Raw genomic sequence first — 17708 nt, 5'->3', positions numbered from 1 at the left:
CACCCGCGCCCCCGGTGACAGGAGCGCGGGTGAGTCGGGCTGGGCGGTCAGTACTGCGGGTAGTCCTGGCCCTGGTAGCCCTGTTGGTTGGTGTTCTGGGGGTACTGGTCGGGCTGGGGGTACTGCTGGGCGTACGGCTGCTGCTGTTGGTGGTGAGGCTGCTGGTAGCCGTAGGTGTCCTGGTAGCCCTGCTGCTGGTTGCCGTAACCCTGGTTGTCGTAGCCCTGGTTGTCGTAGCCCTGGTTGTCGTAGCCCTGGTTGTCGTAGCCCTGGTTGTCGTAGCCCTGGTTGTCGTAGCCCTGGTTCGGGTCGTACGGCTGCTGCTGGGGGTCGGTCGGGGGGATGCGGCGGAGCTGGGTGGTGGCGTCGTCCATGACCGGGGGGGTCGCGGCCGGGGTCTGCTGCTGGGGCTGGTTCTCCTTCGCCTTCCTCGCCTTGAGGAGTTCGACGATGATCGGCAGCACCGAGATGAAGACGATCAGGAGCAGCATCGCCTCGATGTTGGTCCTGACGAACTCGATCTGCCCGAGCCAGGAGCCGAGGAGGGTGACGCCCGCGCCCCAGAGGATGCCGCCGACGACGTTGAAGATGAGGAAGGTGCGGTACCGCATGCCGCTGACGCCCGCGATGATCGGCGTGAACGTCCGCACGATGGGCACGAAGCGGGCCAGGACCAGGGACTTCGGGCCGTGCTTCTCGAAGAACTCGTGGGCCTTGGTGACGTTCTCCTGCTTGAACAGGCGGGAGTCGGGCCGCTTGAAGAGCGAGGGGCCGACCTTCTTGCCGAACATGTAGCCCGCCTGGTCGCCCAGGATCGCGGAGACGCAGATCAGGACGATGGCCGCCCAGAGCGGGAAGTCCAGCACATCGGTGGCGATCAGCATGCCCGCCGTGAACAGCAGCGAGTCACCCGGCAGGAAGAAGCCGATGAGCAGGCCGGACTCGGCGAAAACGATCAGGAGCAGGCCCCAGATACCGAACGAGTTGAGCAGATAGTCCGGATCCAGCCAACTCGGTCCGAGGGCGATCGTCTGCACGGTTCCGGGCTCCTGGGGGGTGAGAGAAAGTGAGGGCCTGTGGGTGAGGACCCATAGGGGTGACCAAAGCTATCAACGCACGGTCACCCCACTAGGTTCCACCGGCTCCTCCAGAGTGCCCTGTGGCCGCACTGAGACCAAGCTGTGTGGTCAGCGGGGCCGTCGGCCGTGGGGCGGCGGTGGGGTCAGGGGCGCCGCCGGTCCGCGTTCGCGTTGATCGCGTCCCGCAGATGCTCGGCGAGTCCGGGGCGCGTGGCGTCGTAGAAAGCCTTGAAGCGCTCGTCGGAGACGTACATCTCGCCGAGGCCCTGGTGCATCTCGTACGGGCAGTCGTAGAACCAGGTGTTGATGTGCTGCCGGTGCTCCTCGGCCATGTTCATGGCCGCCTCGCCGGTCGGCTCCTCTCCGGCGGCCATCAGGGCGGCGTAGCGCGCGCCCCAGTCGGCCACCTCGTCCTGCATGCGCTTCCAGTCGTCCTTGGTGTACGTGGCGGTGCGGCGCCGCGACTCGGCGTACGCCTCCGTGCCGCCCCAGCGCTGTTCCGCCTCCTCCGCGTACTGCTCGGGGTCCTTGTCACCGAAGACCTCGAACCGTTCCTCGGGGGTGAGGTTGATGCCCATCTTCCTTGCCTCCATGGCGTGTTCCACGGCCGCGGCCATCTTCCGCAGCTTCTCGATCCGGGCGGTCAGCAGTTCGTGCTGGCGGCGCAGATGCGCCCGCGGGTCCGCTTCCGGGTCGTCGAGCAGGGTCGCGACCTCGTCGAGGGGAAAGCCGAGTTCCCGGTAGAACAGGACCTGCTGGAGCCGGTCGAGGTCGCCGTCGCCGTAGCGGCGGTGACCCGCGTGGGTGCGCTCGCTCGGTACGAGCAGGCCGATCTCGTCGTAGTGGTGCAGTGTGCGCACCGTGATGCCGGCGAAGCCCGCGACCTGTCCCACGGTGTGGCCCATGCTTCGGCTCCCTTTCCCTTGCGTGTCCCTTTCTCGGTACGTGTTCCAGGCTGGGGCCTCACGTGGCGTGAGGTGCAAGTCCTCGCCTCCGGCCGGTCGCACGCGTCCCACTGTGCACAACGCGAAGCCGTGGCGCGTGGACTGTGCATTTGTGCGATGGCCCGCCGCCGGGGATCTCCCTACGGTGGCTCCGTGGACGAGACGCTCGGCCCGGCACGGGGGTGCGGGCCAGGCGTTTTGTCGACGGTCCGGCGAGGGCGCTCAGCCCGTGCGGTGGCGGGGCGGCTGGGTCAGGGCCGGGCGGCCCAGCAGGACGTGCAGGGCGAGGGCGATGTCGGCGACGGTCACCACGTCGGTGTCGGTGATGCCGACCATCTTGGTGGAGAAGTCCATGCCGAGCAGGGCGGCGGCGTCCCGGGTGTGGTTGCGGACGGTGGCCTCGGACAGGCCCAGGGTGCGGGCGGTCTCCCTGGTGCTCAGGTCGTTCTCCAGCCAGACGCAGAGCGTCTCGACGAGGTCGCGTTGATCGGCCCGTACGGGGCGCAGCCGCTCCTCCGCCCAGGCCGTGGGGCCGCCGTCGGCGGCTCCGGCGGCGATCAGCGCGGCGAAGTCGGTGGGCGGGGAGGCCTCGGCGGGCTCAGCGGGCTCAGCGGGCTCAGCGGACCGTGCGGGCTCGGGGGCTTCGGTGGGTGGGTTCGGCAGGGCCAGGATGTCGAGGGCGAGGAGGGTCAGGACGCGGTCGTTGGCCGAGCCGCGCAGATCGAGGGTGAGGATCCGGCTCGCTCGGTCGAGGCGCTGGGTGATGGTGTTGCGATGGACGCCGAGGCCGCCGGCGGCTTCCGTGTGCTTGAAGCTGAGGGCGGTCGGGAGGGTCTCCAGCAGCAGTTTCCGCTCGTCGCCCCGGCCCGGGAAGTCGTCGAGGAGCGGGGACATCAGGGCGGCGGCCCAGGCCTTCGCCTGCCGTCTGGGGAGCAGGGGCGCGAACTTGGCCCTGGCGCCGCCCAGCCCGATGCGGTGCGGGGTCCCGGCCGCGTCGCCCACCGCCGTCAGCGCCTCCAGATAGCCGACGGCCGTCTCGGCGAGCGGGTGCGGGCGGCTCTGGCCCAGCAGATGACCCCGGCGGGCGGCGATCATCTCCTTGAGGACCGCCTCCACCCGGTCGCTCTCCCGGGCGGGGTCGAGGATCAGGATGTGCTTCGGCTTGCCCGGACAGGCGGACACGATGGCCCGGTCGGCCAGGGCCCGCTCGCACCAGCCGAGGGTGGCCTCGCGCTCCTCGGGGCCCGTGTCGACGACGTAGACCCGGGCCGTGTCGGTGTCCAGCAGGGCCTGGGCGGCGCCCGTGTAGACCACCTGCGCCAGCACCGTCTCGCCCCGCATGAGCAACTGGAACGCGGCGTGCCGGACCGCCCGCGGTGTCTCCGTCCGCACCTGGTGCTCCCGGCGGGCCTGGTCGCACAGCCCGAGAAGCTTCGCCGCGTGCTGGATCAGGGTCGCGCCGGCGCTGTCGAAGGGCGCACGGGAGACGACGGCGAGCCGGGCCTCGGCGCCCGCGCCCGGGTGCCCCCGGCCGCCCGGGGCCTCCGGTGCTCCCGAGGCGATGGCGACGATCCGGGTGTGCGCGGGGGCGTCCGGGCGGGTGGTGCGGGACGGGTCCGTGGGGGTGTTGTCGGGGGCGGTGGCGAGAGTGCCGTGGTGCGGGGAGGTGACGGTGACCTCGGCGTCCAGGGCCCTGGAGAGCCAGTCGGCGATGCGGTGGGCCGCCGTGGGGTCGGCGAGGCGGGTCGGGAGGCGGTTGAGGAGGCCTTCGAGGTGTTCGACCTGGCGTTCGGCGTACTGGGCGCGGCGCAGGCGGAGGTCCTCGTTGACGTCGTCCCAGGCGGTGGGCTCGGCGGAGGTCGTCAGGAGGGGGAGTTCCAGGCGGTTCGCGGTGGTGAGGGGGCCGTCGGGGAGGGTGTGGAGGTCGTGGCCGGGGGTGGCGAGGACCAGGCCGGCCGCCTTGTGCCTGGCCAGGAGGCGGATCAGGTGGTCGAGGGCCCGGATGTCGAGGGCCCGGATGTCGGGGGCCCGGATGTCGGGGGGTGACGGAAGGGGCGCGTCCGGGGTGGGCAGGACGGCCAGGTACAGCGTCCCGTTTTCGAACGGGGTGTCGAGCGTGGGGGGCGGCTCGGCCAGGGGCCGGGTGACGACCTCGGTGACCCGGGTCGCGCCGTGCCGGGAGACATGGCCCGGCTGCAGGAATCGCAGGCCCAGCGCCGGCCGGTCGTTGATCAGGTAGTCAAGGGTGGGCACTTTCGCCATCCCTCCCCGGTCACCGCGCGCGGGTCCACCGGTCGCTCAACTCCACCTGCCGTGTTCGCTCTTGTCGCACCTGGTGCGCCTTCGGCAGGGTAGTGGACCGATGACGTGAACAGCACATCATCCTCATGAGCCCCTCGCGCTCCTCGCGCACACGTGCGAGGTGCGAGTCCCCGGCGGCGGACCTACCGTCGAAGACATGCCACTGCACCGATGGGACAGCGACGCCCCGCAGGACGCCGGGCGTGACCGGAACGGCGGGCACCGGCTCGCCGTGAACCCCTTCTACGGCCAGGCCAACCCGGTCGGCGACATGACCGAGGCCCCGCCCAAGCACCGGCTCCCGAACGCGCCGCTGGCCCCTTCCACGGCGTACCAGGTCGTGCACGACGAACTGATGCTGGACGGCAACTCGCGGCTGAACCTGGCCACCTTCGTCACCACCTGGATGGAGCCCGAGGCCGGGGTCCTGATGGGCGAGTGCCGTGACAAGAACATGATCGACAAGGACGAGTACCCGCGGACCGCCGAGTTGGAGCGGCGCTGTGTGGCGATCCTCGCCGATCTGTGGAACGCCCCGGACCCGGCCGCCGCCGTCGGCTGCTCGACCACCGGGTCCAGCGAGGCCTGCATGCTCGCCGGGATGGCCCTCAAGCGGCGGTGGGCGAAGCGGAACGCCGACCGGTATCCCTCGCCGGGCGCCCGGCCCAATCTGGTCATGGGGGTCAACGTCCAGGTCTGCTGGGAGAAGTTCTGCAACTTCTGGGAGGTGGAGGCCCGGCAGGTGCCCATGGAGGGCGACCGGTTCCATCTCGACCCGGCGGCGGCAGCGGCGCTGTGCGACGAGAACACCATCGGGGTCGTGGGGGTGCTCGGGTCGACCTTCGACGGGTCGTACGAGCCGATCGCGGAGTTGTGCGCGGCGCTCGACGAGCTTCAGGGGCGTACGGGTCTCGATGTGCCCGTGCACGTGGACGGCGCGTCCGGCGCCATGGTCGCGCCGTTCCTCGACGAGGAGCTGGTGTGGGACTTCCGGCTGCCCCGGGTGGCGTCCATCAACACCTCCGGGCACAAGTACGGGCTGGTGTATCCGGGGGTGGGCTGGGCGCTGTGGCGGTCCGCCGCGGAGCTGCCGGAGGAGCTGGTGTTCCGGGTGAACTATCTGGGCGGGGACATGCCCACCTTCGCGCTGAACTTCTCCCGGCCCGGGGCGCAGGTCGTGGCGCAGTACTACACGTTCCTGCGGCTCGGGCGGGAGGGGTATCGGGCGGTGCAGCAGTCGACGCGGGACGTGGCGATCGGGCTCGCGGAGGAGGTCGGGAAGTTCGGGGACTTCCGGATGCTCACGCGCGGGGACGAGTTGCCGGTGTTCGCGTTCACCACGGAGGAGGGGGTGACCGCGTACGACGTGTTCGATGTGGCGCGGCGGATGCGGGAGAAGGGGTGGCTGGTGCCCGCGTACACCTTCCCGGAGAACCGGGAGGACCTGTCCGTGATCCGGGTGGTGTGCCGGAACGGGTTCACGTCCGATCTCGCGGAACTCTTCCTGGAGGATCTCGGGCTGCTGCTGCCCGAACTCCGGCGGCAGTCGGGGCCGGCGGTTCGGGACAAAGGGGCGGCCACCGGGTTTCATCACTAGGGTCCTTCTGATGGACCCTAGGCGGCCGGGGGTCACTTGCTCAGGCGGGCGAATCTGCGGATCGCCAGTGGGAAGAAGACCGCCAGCAGGGCCAGGGGCCAGGCGATCGCCGTCCAGAGGTGGTCCGTTTCGGCGCCCGGGGTGCCGAAGAGGTCGCGTACGGCCGTGGCCGTGTGGGACATCGGGTTCCATTCGACGACCGTGCCGAGCCAGGCCGGCATGGAGTCGGGGGTGGCCAGGGCGTTGGAGAGGAAACCGACCGGCCAGACCAGGATCTGTACGGCGGTGAGGAGTTCGGGTCTGCCCGCCACCATCGCGAGGTGGATGCCGATCCACAGCATGGCGAAGCGGAAGAGGAGCAGCAGGCCGACCGCGCCCAGGAAGGCGGCCGGGCCGTCGTGCGCGCGCCAGCCGAGCGCGAACGCGACGGCGAGGAGGACCGCCAGGCCCACCGCCGACTGGAGCATGTCCGCGACCGAACGGCCCACCAGGACCGCCCCGTTGGTCATCGGCATCGAGCGATGGGGGTCCCCCCGGTCGAGCGAAGTCGAGAGTGGGGGAGGTCGATCACCCCTTTGTTGAGGTCCTGGGTGACGGCGAGCATCGTGCCCTCCAGGCCGAAGGCCATGGTGAGCGCGAGCATGCCGGGGACCAGGTAGTCGAGATAGTCGCCGGTCACCCCGCGACCGCCGCCGATCAGATAGCCGAACATCAGCAGCAGCATCACGGGGAAGACCAGCCCCACGAGCAGTTGCACCGGTTGCCTTGCCCAGTGGGCGAGTTCGCGGCGGGTCATGGTCCAGGAGTCGGTGAGGGCGTGCGCGCCCGCGGCGGTGCGCGGGGGCGTCGTCGAGGTCGTGGACGAGGTCGCGGTCGTGGTCGTGGTCGTCATGCTCGTACGGCCTCCTTCGTACGGTCGTCCCCGGGTGTCCTGTCGTCGCCGGTGAGGTGCAGGAACACCTCGTCCAGGGTCGGGCGGCGCAGGGCTATGTCCTCGGCCTCGATGCCGGCGTCCGCGAGGGTGCGGACGACCGCGGTGAGGGCCGTCATGCGGTCGGTGACCGGGGCGCTGAGGCGGCGGCGGTCCGTGTCGACCGTGATGTCGTCCTTGGGGACGGGCAACAGGGCCACGGCCGAGCCCAGTTGGCCCGCGTCGCGCAGGACGACGTCGATACGGTCGCCGCCGGTCCGCCGCTTCAGCTCGTCCGCCGTGCCGTCGGCGACGACCCGGCCGCCGTCGACGACCGAGATACGGTCGGCGAGTTGGTCGGCCTCCTCCAGGTACTGGGTGGTGAGCAGGACCGTCGTACCGCCGCCGACCAGGGAGCGGACGGAGTCCCAGACCTCGGTGCGGCCACGGGGGTCGAGGCCGGTCGTCGGCTCGTCCAGGAACAGCACCTCAGGTTCGGTGATGAGCGACGCGGCGAGGTCCAGGCGGCGCCGCATACCGCCGCTGTACTGCTTGACGGCCTTGCGGCCGGTGTCGGCGAGGCCGAACCGGGCCAGGAGTTCGCCGGCCCGCACGCGCGCGGGGCGGGCGCCCAGGTGGTAGAGGCGGCCGAACATCTCCAGGTTCTGCCGGCCGCCGAGCTCCTCGTCGAGCGCGGCGTGCTGGCCGAGGAGGCCGATCCGGAACCGCACCTCACGCGCGCGTGCCACCACGTCGTGCCCCGCCACCTCGACCCGGCCCGCGTCCGGCCGCAGCAGCGTGGCCAGAATCCTGACCAGGGTCGTCTTGCCCGCGCCGTTGGGCCCGAGCACCCCGTGCACGGTGCCGCGCGCCACCTGGAGGTCGAGCCCGTCGAGGGCTACTTTGCCGCCCTTCCCGCCCTTCCCGACCTTGCCGCCCTTCCCGACCTTGCCGCCGTATTTCTTGCGGACCCCTTCGACAGTGATCGCCTGATCGGCCATGGAGATCTCCCTCGCCAGCACATCACATTAGTCAAACTTGACTACCTTGCCTCGAATGAAAGTAACCCCTCCCAGCCGGATGGTCAAACTTGATTAGCGGCTAGCGGTCGTCTCCCGGGTGCCGCTCCCCCGTCGCGTACGGGTTCTTCTGGCCCTGCCCGAGGACGCCGACGAAGGGTTCGCCCTCCCCCGCGAAGGTGTAGGCGCCGCCGCGGATGCGCTCGACGAGGCCGCGGGTCCACTCGGCGCCGGAGTCCGCGGAGTGGACCCAGAAGTTCATGATCTCGCCGATGTGACCGAGTTGGCCGGGGCCGTCCTCGGGGATGTAGTAGTCGGTGACGGCCCTGCGCCACTGCTCGATGGACCGCACGCGCTCCTCCAGCAGCCCGAGGACCTCCTCCCGGCCGAGGTCGACCATGCAGCCGAGCCCGGCGGAGAGGATGTCCGGCTTCTGGTCGTAGTCCGTGAGGGACTCGCGCACCAGCCTGAGGTACTCCTCGGTGCCCTTCTCCGTGATCTCGTACTCCGTGCGGGGCGGCCCGCCGGCCGTGGAGGGGGCGATCTCGTGCGCGAGCAGCAGCCCCTGTTTCGCCATCTGCTTCAGGGCGTGGTAGATCGAGCCGGGCTTGGCGTTGGACCACTCGTGCGCGCCCCAGTACTCCAGGTCGTTGCGCACCTGGTAGCCGTGGGCCCGCCCGTGCTGGCGCACCGCGCCCAGCACGAGAAGACGGATCGCTGACATGGGGCCAGCGTAGGACCCTTGACGTCAGCCCCCGCTCGTGCCCTGCTCCTTGGCCACCAGTTCGAAGGCGGTGGCGCCGTCCAGGGACTCGCGGATGACGTCGGCGTGGCCCGCGTGCCGGGCGGTCTCGCGGATGAGGTGGAGGCCCAGCCAGCGCAGGGAGACCCGCTCGTTCGGGGGGAACCACGGCATGTCCGGCAGCCCGAAGGTGTCGTCGAGGCTGGGCGCCGTGCGGAGGAAGGCCTCCGTCTCGGCGGCGACCTTCTCCCAGTACGCGAGCTGGGACTCCACGGTCTCGTCGCCGACCAGGACGAAACACTCGTGCCAGTTCGACGGGTCCCGGCGTACGGCCGGTTCCTCGCCCTTGGCCATGGCCACCCACCACTGCTCGGTCTCGGCCACGTGCTTGACGAGTCCGGCGAGGGAGAGGTCACTGGCGCTGGGCTTGCCCGACGCCTGCTCGTCGGTGAGGCCGAGCACCGAACGGCGCAGACCGCCGCGCTGCTCCGCCAGGAAGGCGAGGAGCGCTCCGCGCTCGTCGACGGTGTCCTCCGCGCGCACGTGCATGACCATGGCCGGCTGCCTCTCGTCGGGTCGGGGGCTCCGGGCGAGTCCCTCTGACACCGACGAAGCTACTGGCCCTTGCGGTCAGGTTCTGTCCGCAAGAGTGCCTCGTGGCTCGGGGGTGGGGGTTCGTTGGCGGGTGCGGGTCCGGTGGGGCTTCTCGCGCAGTTCCCCGCGCCCCTTAAGGGCCTACGGCCCTTTCGGGCCGAAAGAGCAGGGGCGCAGCCCCGCTTTTTCAGGGGCGCGGGGAACTGCGCGAGCAACCACGACGCACCCGCACCCGCACCCGCACCCGCACCCGCACCCGCCAAATAACCCCCACCCCCGAGCTACGACGCGCCCGGCGGCCCTAGAACGGGAAGAAGCTCCGCCCGTGCTGGACCGAGATCCACTTCTGGGTGGTGAAGGCGTCCACCGTGGTCTCGCCGTTGAGGCGGCCGATGCCGGAGTGCTTCTCGCCGCCGAAGGGGACGAGCGGCTCGTCGTGGACCGTGCCGTCGTTGACGTGGAACATGCCGGTGTCGATCTGCTTGGCGAACGCGACGCCCCGCTCGATGTCGCCCGTGTGCACGGCGCCGCTGAGGCCGTACGGGGTGTCGTTGACGAGGCGGACGGCCTCCTCCTCGCCGTCGAAGGGGATGAGGAAGGCGACGGGACCGAAGACCTCCTGCCGGAGGAGGGCGGAGCCGGCGGGGACGTCGGTGAGGACGGACGGCGAGACCAGGTTGTCGGTCGTGGTGCCGTGCACGAGCGCGGTGGCGCCCTCGGCGAGGGCCTGCTCGACGACGGCCTTGAGGGAGTCCGCCTGGGAGGAGTTGATGACCGGACCGATGACCGTCTGCGGGTCGCTCGGGTCGCCGACCTTCAGGGACTTCACCTTGGCGACGAACTTCTCGGTGAACTCGGCCTGGATCGAGCGGTCCACCAGCACACGGTTGGCGGCCATGCAGACCTGGCCCTGGTGGACGTAGCGGGAGAAGACGGCCGCGTCGACGGCGTAGTCGATGTCCGCGTCGTCCAGGACCACGAGGGCGCTGTTGCCGCCCAGTTCGAGGATGGTGCGCTTGAAGGTCGAGGCGGCGACGGTGGCGACATGGCGGCCGACCTTGTCGGAGCCGGTGAAGGAGATCAGCTTGGGGATGGGGTGCGCGATGAAGGCGTCGCCGATCTCGGCGATGTCGGTGACGACGACGTTCAGCAGCCCGCCGGGCAGGCCGGCCTCCTCGAAGATCTTCGCGACCAGGGTGCCACCGGCGATCGGGGTGTTCTGGTGCGGCTTCAGCACCACGCCGTTGCCGAGGGCGAGGGCCGGGGCGACCGACTTGAGGGAGAGCAGGAAGGGGAAGTTGAAGGGGCTGATGACGCCCACGACACCGACCGGTACGCGGTAGAGGCGGTTCTCCTTGCCGTCGGTCGGCGACGGGAGGATCCGGCCCTCGGGGCGCAGCGCGAGCTGAATCGATTCGCGCAGGAACTCCTTGGCGAGGTGCAGTTCGAACCCGGCCTTCAGGTGCGTGCCGCCCAGCTCGGCGATGATCACCTCGGTGATCTCCTGCTCGCGCTCCTCGATGACCTTGAGGGCCTTCTCGAAGACCGCGCGCCGCGCGTAGGCGTTGACCTCGGCCCATGCCTTCTGGGCCGTCTGCGCGGCCTTGTAGGCCTCGTCCACCTCATCGACCGTGGCGATGGTGATCGACGCGAGCTTCGCGTCGTCGTACGGGTTGAAGTCGATGATGTCCCAGGAGCCCGAGCCCGGGCGCCACTCGCCGCCGATGTACTGCTGGGCCAGGTCGGTGAAGTAGGACGAGTTGGACGACATGTGATCCTCAATCAGTCGGCGTCGATCAAGATTGATCACTCGTCATCGTACTGGTGGGTAAAGGGAGTTGGAGAGCGACTCGGGAGACTCTGTGAAGACTCTCAGGGAAGCCGGTGAGCGTCAGGAGAGCTGGAGCAGGCCCCGCAACAGGTCGCGGCTCTCGGACGGGGACGGGCTGTCGTCCTGGAGCTGCCGGATCGCCCGCTCGTACTGGGCGATGTCCTCGCGCTTGTCCAGATAGAGCGCGCTGGTGAGCTGTTCGAGATAGACGACGTCGGTGAGGTCGGACTCGGCGAAGCTCAGCACCGTGAAGGCGCCGCTCTCGCCGGAGTGGCCGCCGAAGCTGAACGGCATGACCTGGAGCCGGACGTTCGGGCGCTCCGAGATCTCGATCAGATGCTGGAGCTGACCGCGCATCACCTCACGGTCGCCGTACGGCCGGCGCAGCGCGGCCTCGTCGAGGACGCAGTGGAACTCCGGGGCGCTCTCGGCCACCAGATACTTCTGGCGCTCCATGCGCAGCGCCACCCGCTTGTCGATCTCGGCCTCGCTCGCGCCCTTCATGCCCCGGGAGACCACCGCGTGGGCGTACGCCTCGGTCTGCAACAGGCCGTGCACGAACTGGACTTCGTAGCTGCGGATGAGATGGGCCGCCGCTTCGAGGCCGACATAGGTGGGGAACCAGCTCGGCAGCACGTCCGAGTAGCTGTGCCACCAGCCGGCGACATTGGCCTCCTTGGCCAGGGAGAGCAGCGAGGTGCGCTCGGTGTCGCCGGTGACGCCGTAGAGGGTCAACAGGTCCTCCACGTCACGGGTCTTGAAGCTGACCCGGCCGAGTTCCATCCGACTGATCTTCGACTCCGAGGAGCGGATCGAGTACCCGGCCTTCTCACGGGTGATCCCCTGCGACTCGCGCAGCCGCCTGAGATGCGAGCCCAGCAGCATCCGCCTCACCACCGACCCACTCGATTCACCGGCGCCCACGTTCGTCCAGCCTCCCCGACTTCTTCAAGGGCCGCAGTCTGCCACTAAACCACTCCGATCCGCACTCGCCCGGTTACAGAAATGGAAAGTCTTCAACATCTGAGACGTATGAGGCGAGGGAGTACCCGGTGCGGGGCGAGAGAAGAAATGTTGAGCAAGCGGTATGGGGAGGTCCATTTCGGGCGCGTGCACGTGCATCTGCCCTTGCATCTGCTGTACGCATCAGAAACCATGGTCCCGCGCCACCGCTGCATCGCAACGACCGCGAACTCTCGGGAGTGCCTCGCATGGGGACGAATGGATCGACCATGCTCGAACCCTTACGGCAGGGACTTCCGCCACTTGATCCCGCGACCGTGTCCGACTCCGCGTCCTGCGCGCTGCCACCCCGCTACGAAGCGGTGCGCGAGGCGCGGCAGTTCACCCGAGGCACGCTCGACCAGTGGCAGCTGGCGGACCGCTTCGACGACGTCTGTCTCGTGGTCTCGGAACTCGTCACCAACGCCCTGCGGCACGGCCTGCCCACCTCGAACGGGCTCCGCCCGGCCCAGGACCCGCCGGTACGGCTGCACTTGATGCGCTGGACCGAGCGGCTGGTGTGCGCGGTGCGCGACCCCAGTCACGACAGTCCGGTCGCCGGCGGCTCCGAGGACTTCTCGGCGGAGTCCGGGCGCGGGCTGTTCCTGGTCGACTCGTTCACGGACAGCTGGGGCTGGCATCCGCTGGGCGGCTCGCTCAGCGGCAAGGTGGTGTGGGCACTGTTCCAGGTGCCCGCGGGACCGGGCCTGTCGTCCGCCCACTGATGAACCGCGGCGCTTTTCGGCGCCGCGGTTCTACGCGTGTCACATCATCAGGCCCACCGACTCCCCGCCGCCGGGCGGGGGTTGGCGGGTGTCATCCGACCAGATGGTCGAACTCGCCGTCCTTGACGCCCAGGAGCATCGCCTCGATCTCGGCGCGGGTGTAGACGAGCGCCGGACCGTCCGGGAAGCGGGAGTTGCGCACCGCCACCTCACCGCCGGGCAGCCGGGCGAACTCCACGCAGTTGCCCTGCGAGTTGCTGTGCCGGCTCTTCTGCCAGGCCACCGCGTGGAGCCGGGTCAGCTCCGTCGCGGCCATGCCGTTGTACACGTCATCCACGCCGTACACGTCGTGGTCCACAGGTCGCTCCCCGGGGTGGTGCAGTGATGCGCTTGGTGCGCATGGGCACTGGTGTGGCCAGTGATGCCAGTGATGCCAGTGATGCCAGTGATGCCAGTGATGCCAGTGATGCCAGTGATGCAGTAGTCAACTGCCCCGGATCATAGCTTTGTTCATGTGCTGATGCATGAGCGGATGCACGTGCACGCGGGGTATCGCCGTGGTTACAGCACCGGTGAGACGTACGACAGGCCGATCCTGTTCCGTCCGGGGCCCCTGTCTCTCCGTACGGGGTGGGGATCCGGGTGGTTCAGGGCCGGGAGTCCGGTGTGCGCGGAATGGCGGAAAACGACCGGCCCCGGGGGGCGGTGGAGCCTCCCCGGGGCCGGGTGGGGGGTGTCAGCGGGTGGCGTAGGGCAGGAGGGCCATCTCGCGGGCGTTCTTGACGGCGCGGGCGAGCTGCCGCTGCTGCCGGGCGGTGACCCGGGTGACGCGGCGGCTGCGGATCTTGCCCCGGTCGGAGATGAACCGGCGCAGCAGGTCGGTGTCCTTGTAGTCGATGTAGGTGATCTTCGCCTGGTCCAGCGGGTTGGGGCGGGACTTGGCGGGCTTGCGCTCCGGCTTGCGGGGCATGGCGGTTCAGACCTCCAGGAAGGTGTCGAAGGGGCGCGGCAGCCGTTCCCAGGCGGCGCGTCCGGCGGCGTACTCGGCGTCGGTGAGCAGGCAGGACTCCAGGAGCCGTTCGAGTCCGTCGCGGTCCAGGCCCGGGGAGGTGAAGACGAGGTGCTGGCAGCGGTCGCCGTGCTCCGGGTGCCAGTCGAGGGCGGCGGCGGCCCGGCGGACCGGGGGGACCAGGTCCCAGGCGGCGTCCGGGAGCGAGGCGAGCCAGGGGCCGACCGACTCCACGCACAGGGCGCCGCCGGCCGCGTCCCAGTGCAGCAGGGTGTCGGGACGCTCGGCCAGCCAGAACCTGCCGCGGCTGCGGGCCGCCGCACAGCAGAGGTCTTCGAGGGCGGCGTAGAGGCGTTCCGGGTGGAAGGGGCGGTGGCGGTGCCAGACGAGGGTGGTGACGCCGTGTTCGTCGGCGTCGGTGGGGAGGAGGGCGGACGCCGGGTGCTGGGCTGCCGCGGCGGCTTCCACGTCGAAGCCGGCGAACGCTGCCGTGAGCAGAGAACCGGGATGCGCCATGGAGGTGGTGGTGCGTTGCGGAGTGCGGGTGCGTCGTGGCTGGTCGCGCAGTTCCCCGCGCCCCTCAGGAACTGGGGGCGCCCCCTGGCTCTCGATGGGCACCCGCTGGGCCGTCGGGTGGAGTTGGGCCAACAGGGCTCGGTCCTCGTCGTCCGCCTCCGCCGAGTCGAGTACGGCCAGGATCGGGGCGTATTCGAGTTGGCGGGCGAAGGTGTCGGCGACCGTGCGCTGGTCGGTGGAGGCGGCGGCGAGGCCGCGGTCGGCGAGGTCGTCGCCGTTGCCGAGGCAGGGCAGGAGGAGGGCCGGGTCGACGGCCGTGATCACCGAGGTGAGGCGGAGGCCGCTCGCGGCGACCACCTCGGCCATCGCCTTCGGTTCGACCGAGTCCCAGAGTTCGACGACGGCGAGGCGGGTCAGGCCCGCGTCGGCGAAGCGCTCCAGTTCGGGGACGAGGTCCTCGCGCAGGGCGCAGCAGGCGCAGTCGTTGACGAGCGGGGTCTCACCGGTGGAGATGAGCCCCGCGGCGTCCCGGACGGTCCGGACGACCTTGGCGTCCGGACCGTCGACGGCGGTGGAGAGGTCGTGGTGCAGCGCGACGCTGCCCGGGACCCCGGCGAGCAGCGCCTCGACGGCGGCCCGCCGGGCGTCGGCGTGCAGCCCGCCGACGATCGCGACAGACAGCTGGGTCACGTCGGTCAGCCCCGCTTCTTTCCGGTCGATGCGGTCGCTTCGGTCGGCCGGGCCGCTCCGGCCGCTCCGGCGCTCTTGGCGCCGTACCGCTTCTCGAACTTCTCGACGCGGCCCGCCGTGTCCAGGACGCGGGCGGTGCCGGTGTAGAAGGGGTGGCTGACGTTCGAGATCTCGACGTCGACCACGGGGTAGGTGTTGCCGTCCTCCCACTCGATCGTCTTCCCGTTCGCCATCTCGCTCGTCATCGTCGAGCGGGTGAGGAAGGTGTGGTTCGCGGCGCGGTCCCGGAAGACGACGGGGCCGTACGACGGGTGGATGTCCTTCTTCATCGCGGTCAGCGCTCCTCTCGGAAGTCGACGTGGCGGCCGACCCTCGGGTCGAACTTGCGCAGCGTCAGCCGGTCCGGGTCGTTCCGGCGGTTCTTGCGGGTGACGTAGGTGTAACCGGTGCCGGCCGTGGACCGGAGTTTGACGACCGGGCGGAGTTCGTTGCGTGCCATGCTGATACCTTACTGAAAACGACTTCCATTTGCATCACCAGATCGAGAGAGGTGCATCACCTTGTCCGCCCACTGCATGCTGACCGGCGCCCGGCCCGGCTTCGGCAACCGCATCTCGCACTCCCACCGGCGCACGTCCCGGCGCTTCGACCCGAACATCCAGTCCAAGCGCTACTGGCTGGCCGCCGAGAACCGCCATGTGCGGCTCCGGCTGAGCACGAAGGGGATCAAGACCGTGGACGTCATCGGCGTCGAGGCCGCGGTCGCGCGGATCCGCGCCCGGGGGGTGCGGGTCTGATGGCGAAGAAGAGCAAGATCGCGAAGAACGAGAGGCGGCGGGTGATCGTCGCGCGGTACGCCGAGCGGCGGGCCGAGCTGAAGGAGATCATCCGGCGGCCGTCCGCGACGGAGGCCGAACGCGAGGCCGCCGAGCGGGAGTTGCGCGCCCAGCCGCGCGACGCCAGCGCGACCCGGGTCCGCAACCGGGACCAGGTGGACGGGCGGCCCCGGGGGTACTTCCGGACGTTCGGGCTGTCCCGGGTGAGTCTGCGGGAGCAGGCGCACGCGGGGTTCCTGCCGGGGGTGCGCAAGTCGTCCTGGTAGGGGGTGGACCGGGGTGGGGCTTCCCCGTCGTCCCCCCTCGTCCCCCCCTCGTCCCCCCCTCGTCCCCGTTGTCCTCGGGGTTCTCACAGTTCCCGGCCGTCTTCCGCAGGGCCGTGGCTGGTAGCTTGCCGCTGTCGCCGCGGCGACCTGATCCGGCCACAGCTTTGGGAGACCTCCAGTGACTACGGCGACTACGGCGACTACGGCGAGCACGTCGATGACGGAGACTGCGGCGGTGCCGACGAAGGCCGTGGGCGGGGCGTTCTCCGTGCGCCGGCGCATACGCGTCGCGGCCGGGGTGGCCGGGCTCACGGCCGCGCTCATGCTGACCGGGTGCAGCGGTGACGGCGGAGACGGCGACTCCGCGACGAAGGACTCGTCGGCCGCGCCGTCGGACAGCGCGGACGGCGGCGGCTCCGGGGACTCCTCCGGCGCCGAGACCGAACTGCAGGGCAACTGGCTGGCCACGACCGGTGGCAAGCCGGTCGCCCTGTTCGTCAACGGGGCCGAGGTCGCCGTCTTCGTGGGCACCTCGGTGTGCAGCGGCAAGGTCTCCGACGCGGCGAACATGCAGATGATCGCCCTCAAGTGCCAGGACGGCAGCGACGACCGCACCGAGGGCATGGTGGACAAGGTCAGCGCCAAGTCCCTCACGATCACCTGGGAGGGCGGCGTCGGCGAGGAGACGTTCCAGAAGGCCGAGGGATCGCTGCCGTCCGGGCTCCCGACGGACCTGCCGACGGCCGGCGCCGGGTCGTAGGCGCCCGTGTTCGAGTCGTAGGCCCGTGTGTGCGGGGTCGTGGGCCCGTGTGTGCCGGGTCGTAGGCCCGTGTGTGCGGGGTCGTAGGCCCGTGTGTGCGGGGTCGTGGACCCGTGTTCGGGTGGTGGGCGGGGAACCGGTCCCGCTCGGGGCCCGGGTCGTGGATCATGTGTGGGGCGGGTCGCGGAACCTCCGGGTTTCGTGGCCCGTTCGTACTTCACACCGCCCTCGGCTGTGCTCTGGCAGCCACGAAATCCACCGGGAACTCCATGCGCACCGCTCCGACCGCCATCGCCGCCGCCCTCCTCGCGGCCCTCACCCTGACCGCCTGTGGCGGGAGCGACGGGGGTGACGGGGGTGACGACGGCAAGACCGGCGCGGCCACCGCCGACAGCGGGAAGGGCGGCGCCTGTACGGCCGCGCAGGCCGGCTTCGAGGTGGGGCCCAGCAGCGCCGCGCCGGCCGCCGGTGACGAGGGGGCCGTACCGGTCACCGTCGTCAACAAGGGCGACACCGCCTGCGCGCTGAAGGGACTCGCCGGGGTCGATCTGTTCGCGGGCGACAAGTCCTGGGCGCTGCGGCCCCAGGAGGGCGCGTCCCAGGACACCGAGGTGACGCTGGCGGGCGGTCAGTCGGTGACCTTCACCATCGCGTATGTGCGCGGGGCCGAGGGCGACACGGAGAAGAGCGCCGCGGTGGACGAGCTGAAGTTCACCCTGCCCGGAGACAGCGAGGTCAACAGCTTCAAGTGGCCGGACCCCGAGGTCGCGGTCAAGTCCGAGAGCACGCTGGACGCGACGGTGGGGCCGTTCCTGCCCGCGGGCGACTGAGCCACGGCGGCACGACGGGGTCGCGCCCGCGTCAGGACAGCGGACCGGTGCCGGGCC

General features: G+C 70.4%; 19 protein-coding genes and 1 pseudogene. 6 read left to right on the top strand and 14 right to left on the bottom strand.

Features of this window, described 5'->3' with window-relative positions; translation table 11 throughout:
- Positions 1 to 47: 47 nt before the first annotated feature.
- The 3 genes from F9278_RS29005 to F9278_RS28990 form a co-directional block, all read right to left on the bottom strand.
- Positions 48 to 1037: a DedA family protein gene (locus F9278_RS29005; protein WP_152170952.1), complete on the bottom strand. Its 990-nt coding sequence runs from the start codon at positions 1035 to 1037 to the stop codon at positions 48 to 50.
- A gap of 185 nt (positions 1038 to 1222) precedes the next feature.
- Positions 1223 to 1984 (bottom strand): MerR family transcriptional regulator, encoded by a 762-nt coding sequence (locus F9278_RS29000; protein WP_152170951.1) that lies wholly within the window; start codon positions 1982 to 1984, stop codon positions 1223 to 1225.
- Positions 1985 to 2245: 261 nt separating this feature from the next.
- Complete coding sequence (locus F9278_RS28990; RefSeq protein WP_152170949.1) at positions 2246 to 4276, bottom strand: helix-turn-helix domain-containing protein; 2031 nt, start codon at positions 4274 to 4276, stop codon at positions 2246 to 2248.
- 205 nt (positions 4277 to 4481) lie between these two features.
- Between F9278_RS28990 and F9278_RS28985 the strand changes: the two genes are divergently transcribed.
- Positions 4482 to 5921, top strand: a complete 1440-nt coding sequence (locus F9278_RS28985) for a glutamate decarboxylase (protein WP_152170948.1) — start codon at positions 4482 to 4484, stop codon at positions 5919 to 5921.
- A gap of 32 nt (positions 5922 to 5953) precedes the next feature.
- Here the strand turns inward: F9278_RS28985 and F9278_RS28980 are convergent.
- The 6 genes and pseudogenes from F9278_RS28980 to F9278_RS28950 all read right to left on the bottom strand — a co-directional run bounded on the left by F9278_RS28980 (position 5954) and on the right by F9278_RS28950 (position 11902).
- A pseudogene (locus F9278_RS28980) lies at positions 5954 to 6717 on the bottom strand (ABC transporter permease).
- Between the two features lie 92 nt (positions 6718 to 6809).
- Positions 6810 to 7832 (bottom strand): ATP-binding cassette domain-containing protein, encoded by a 1023-nt coding sequence (locus F9278_RS28970; RefSeq protein WP_152170947.1) that lies wholly within the window; start codon positions 7830 to 7832, stop codon positions 6810 to 6812.
- A 100-nt stretch (positions 7833 to 7932) separates the two neighbouring features.
- Complete coding sequence (locus F9278_RS28965) at positions 7933 to 8574, bottom strand: PadR family transcriptional regulator (protein ID WP_152170946.1); 642 nt, start codon at positions 8572 to 8574, stop codon at positions 7933 to 7935.
- 24 nt (positions 8575 to 8598) lie between these two features.
- Positions 8599 to 9147: a DinB family protein gene (locus F9278_RS28960; protein ID WP_152170945.1), complete on the bottom strand. Its 549-nt coding sequence runs from the start codon at positions 9145 to 9147 to the stop codon at positions 8599 to 8601.
- 340 nt (positions 9148 to 9487) lie between these two features.
- Positions 9488 to 10957, bottom strand: coding sequence for an aldehyde dehydrogenase family protein (locus F9278_RS28955; protein ID WP_152170944.1), 1470 nt, complete (start codon positions 10955 to 10957; stop codon positions 9488 to 9490).
- Positions 10958 to 11077: 120 nt separating this feature from the next.
- A complete protein-coding gene (locus F9278_RS28950) occupies positions 11078 to 11902 on the bottom strand; it encodes a helix-turn-helix domain-containing protein (protein WP_152170943.1) in 825 nt (274 codons plus the stop codon).
- A gap of 326 nt (positions 11903 to 12228) precedes the next feature.
- Here F9278_RS28950 and F9278_RS28945 point away from each other — a divergent pair, with 326 nt between their 5' ends.
- A complete protein-coding gene (locus F9278_RS28945; protein ID WP_152170942.1) occupies positions 12229 to 12744 on the top strand; it encodes an ATP-binding protein in 516 nt (171 codons plus the stop codon).
- 91 nt (positions 12745 to 12835) lie between these two features.
- Here F9278_RS28945 and F9278_RS28940 read toward each other — a convergent pair whose 3' ends face one another.
- The 5 genes from F9278_RS28940 to rpmG all read right to left on the bottom strand — a co-directional run bounded on the left by F9278_RS28940 (position 12836) and on the right by rpmG (position 15458).
- Positions 12836 to 13102 carry a DUF397 domain-containing protein gene (locus F9278_RS28940; RefSeq protein ID WP_152170941.1) on the bottom strand — a complete coding sequence of 89 codons (267 nt, stop codon included), beginning with the start codon at positions 13100 to 13102 and terminating at the stop codon, positions 12836 to 12838.
- 378 nt (positions 13103 to 13480) lie between these two features.
- Positions 13481 to 13714, bottom strand: a complete 234-nt coding sequence (rpsR, locus tag F9278_RS28935; protein ID WP_152170940.1) for a 30S ribosomal protein S18 — start codon at positions 13712 to 13714, stop codon at positions 13481 to 13483.
- Positions 13715 to 13720: 6 nt separating this feature from the next.
- Positions 13721 to 14959 carry a CobW family GTP-binding protein gene (locus F9278_RS28930; RefSeq protein WP_152170939.1) on the bottom strand — a complete coding sequence of 413 codons (1239 nt, stop codon included), beginning with the start codon at positions 14957 to 14959 and terminating at the stop codon, positions 13721 to 13723.
- Between the two features lie 5 nt (positions 14960 to 14964).
- Positions 14965 to 15288, bottom strand: a complete 324-nt coding sequence (locus F9278_RS28925) for a type B 50S ribosomal protein L31 (protein ID WP_152170938.1) — start codon at positions 15286 to 15288, stop codon at positions 14965 to 14967.
- 5 nt (positions 15289 to 15293) lie between these two features.
- A complete protein-coding gene (rpmG, locus tag F9278_RS28920) occupies positions 15294 to 15458 on the bottom strand; it encodes a 50S ribosomal protein L33 (protein WP_037702495.1) in 165 nt (54 codons plus the stop codon).
- Positions 15459 to 15519: 61 nt separating this feature from the next.
- Here rpmG and rpmB point away from each other — a divergent pair, with 61 nt between their 5' ends.
- From rpmB to F9278_RS28900, 4 genes are all read left to right on the top strand, one after another.
- On the top strand, positions 15520 to 15756 hold the full coding sequence (gene rpmB, locus F9278_RS28915; protein ID WP_152170937.1) for a 50S ribosomal protein L28: 237 nt from the start codon (positions 15520 to 15522) through the stop codon (positions 15754 to 15756).
- Entirely contained in the window at positions 15756 to 16061 is a 306-nt protein-coding gene (rpsN, locus tag F9278_RS28910) for a 30S ribosomal protein S14 (RefSeq protein ID WP_152170936.1), read from the top strand. Before rpmB ends, rpsN begins: the two co-directional genes overlap by 1 nt.
- A gap of 217 nt (positions 16062 to 16278) precedes the next feature.
- Positions 16279 to 16821 carry a hypothetical protein gene (locus F9278_RS28905; RefSeq protein WP_152170935.1) on the top strand — a complete coding sequence of 181 codons (543 nt, stop codon included), beginning with the start codon at positions 16279 to 16281 and terminating at the stop codon, positions 16819 to 16821.
- Positions 16822 to 17090: 269 nt separating this feature from the next.
- On the top strand, positions 17091 to 17651 hold the full coding sequence (locus F9278_RS28900; RefSeq protein ID WP_152170934.1) for a DUF4232 domain-containing protein: 561 nt from the start codon (positions 17091 to 17093) through the stop codon (positions 17649 to 17651).
- The last annotated feature ends 57 nt before the right edge of the window (positions 17652 to 17708 follow it).

The organism is Streptomyces phaeolivaceus (assembly GCF_009184865.1).
Classification (GTDB): Bacteria; Actinomycetota; Actinomycetes; order Streptomycetales; family Streptomycetaceae; genus Streptomyces; species Streptomyces phaeolivaceus.
The sequence above is the reverse complement of the archived record's forward strand: the minus strand, read 5'-3'. Positions and strand labels throughout refer to the sequence as shown.

Excerpts from the sequence above, each read along its gene's own strand:
- F9278_RS29000 (WP_152170951.1), bottom strand. The coding sequence starts at position 1,984 with ATGGGCCACACCGTGGGACAGGTCGCGGGCTTCGCCGGCATCACGGTG.
- F9278_RS28900 (WP_152170934.1), top strand. The coding sequence starts at position 17,091 with ATGCGCACCGCTCCGACCGCCATCGCCGCCGCCCTCCTCGCGGCCCTC.
- F9278_RS28955 (WP_152170944.1), bottom strand. The coding sequence starts at position 10,957 with ATGTCGTCCAACTCGTCCTACTTCACCGACCTGGCCCAGCAGTACATC.
- rpsR (WP_152170940.1), bottom strand. The coding sequence starts at position 13,714 with ATGCCCCGCAAGCCGGAGCGCAAGCCCGCCAAGTCCCGCCCCAACCCG.
- F9278_RS28905 (WP_152170935.1), top strand. The coding sequence starts at position 16,279 with ATGACGGAGACTGCGGCGGTGCCGACGAAGGCCGTGGGCGGGGCGTTC.
- F9278_RS28945 (WP_152170942.1), top strand. The coding sequence starts at position 12,229 with ATGGGGACGAATGGATCGACCATGCTCGAACCCTTACGGCAGGGACTT.
- F9278_RS28970 (WP_152170947.1), bottom strand. The coding sequence starts at position 7,832 with ATGGCCGATCAGGCGATCACTGTCGAAGGGGTCCGCAAGAAATACGGC.
- rpsN (WP_152170936.1), top strand. The coding sequence starts at position 15,756 with ATGGCGAAGAAGAGCAAGATCGCGAAGAACGAGAGGCGGCGGGTGATC.
- F9278_RS28985 (WP_152170948.1), top strand. The coding sequence starts at position 4,482 with ATGCCACTGCACCGATGGGACAGCGACGCCCCGCAGGACGCCGGGCGT.
- F9278_RS28950 (WP_152170943.1), bottom strand. The coding sequence starts at position 11,902 with ATGCTGCTGGGCTCGCATCTCAGGCGGCTGCGCGAGTCGCAGGGGATC.
- F9278_RS28965 (WP_152170946.1), bottom strand. The coding sequence starts at position 8,574 with ATGTCAGCGATCCGTCTTCTCGTGCTGGGCGCGGTGCGCCAGCACGGG.
- F9278_RS28925 (WP_152170938.1), bottom strand. The coding sequence starts at position 15,288 with ATGAAGAAGGACATCCACCCGTCGTACGGCCCCGTCGTCTTCCGGGAC.
- rpmG (WP_037702495.1), bottom strand. The coding sequence starts at position 15,458 with ATGGCACGCAACGAACTCCGCCCGGTCGTCAAACTCCGGTCCACGGCC.
- F9278_RS28960 (WP_152170945.1), bottom strand. The coding sequence starts at position 9,147 with ATGGTCATGCACGTGCGCGCGGAGGACACCGTCGACGAGCGCGGAGCG.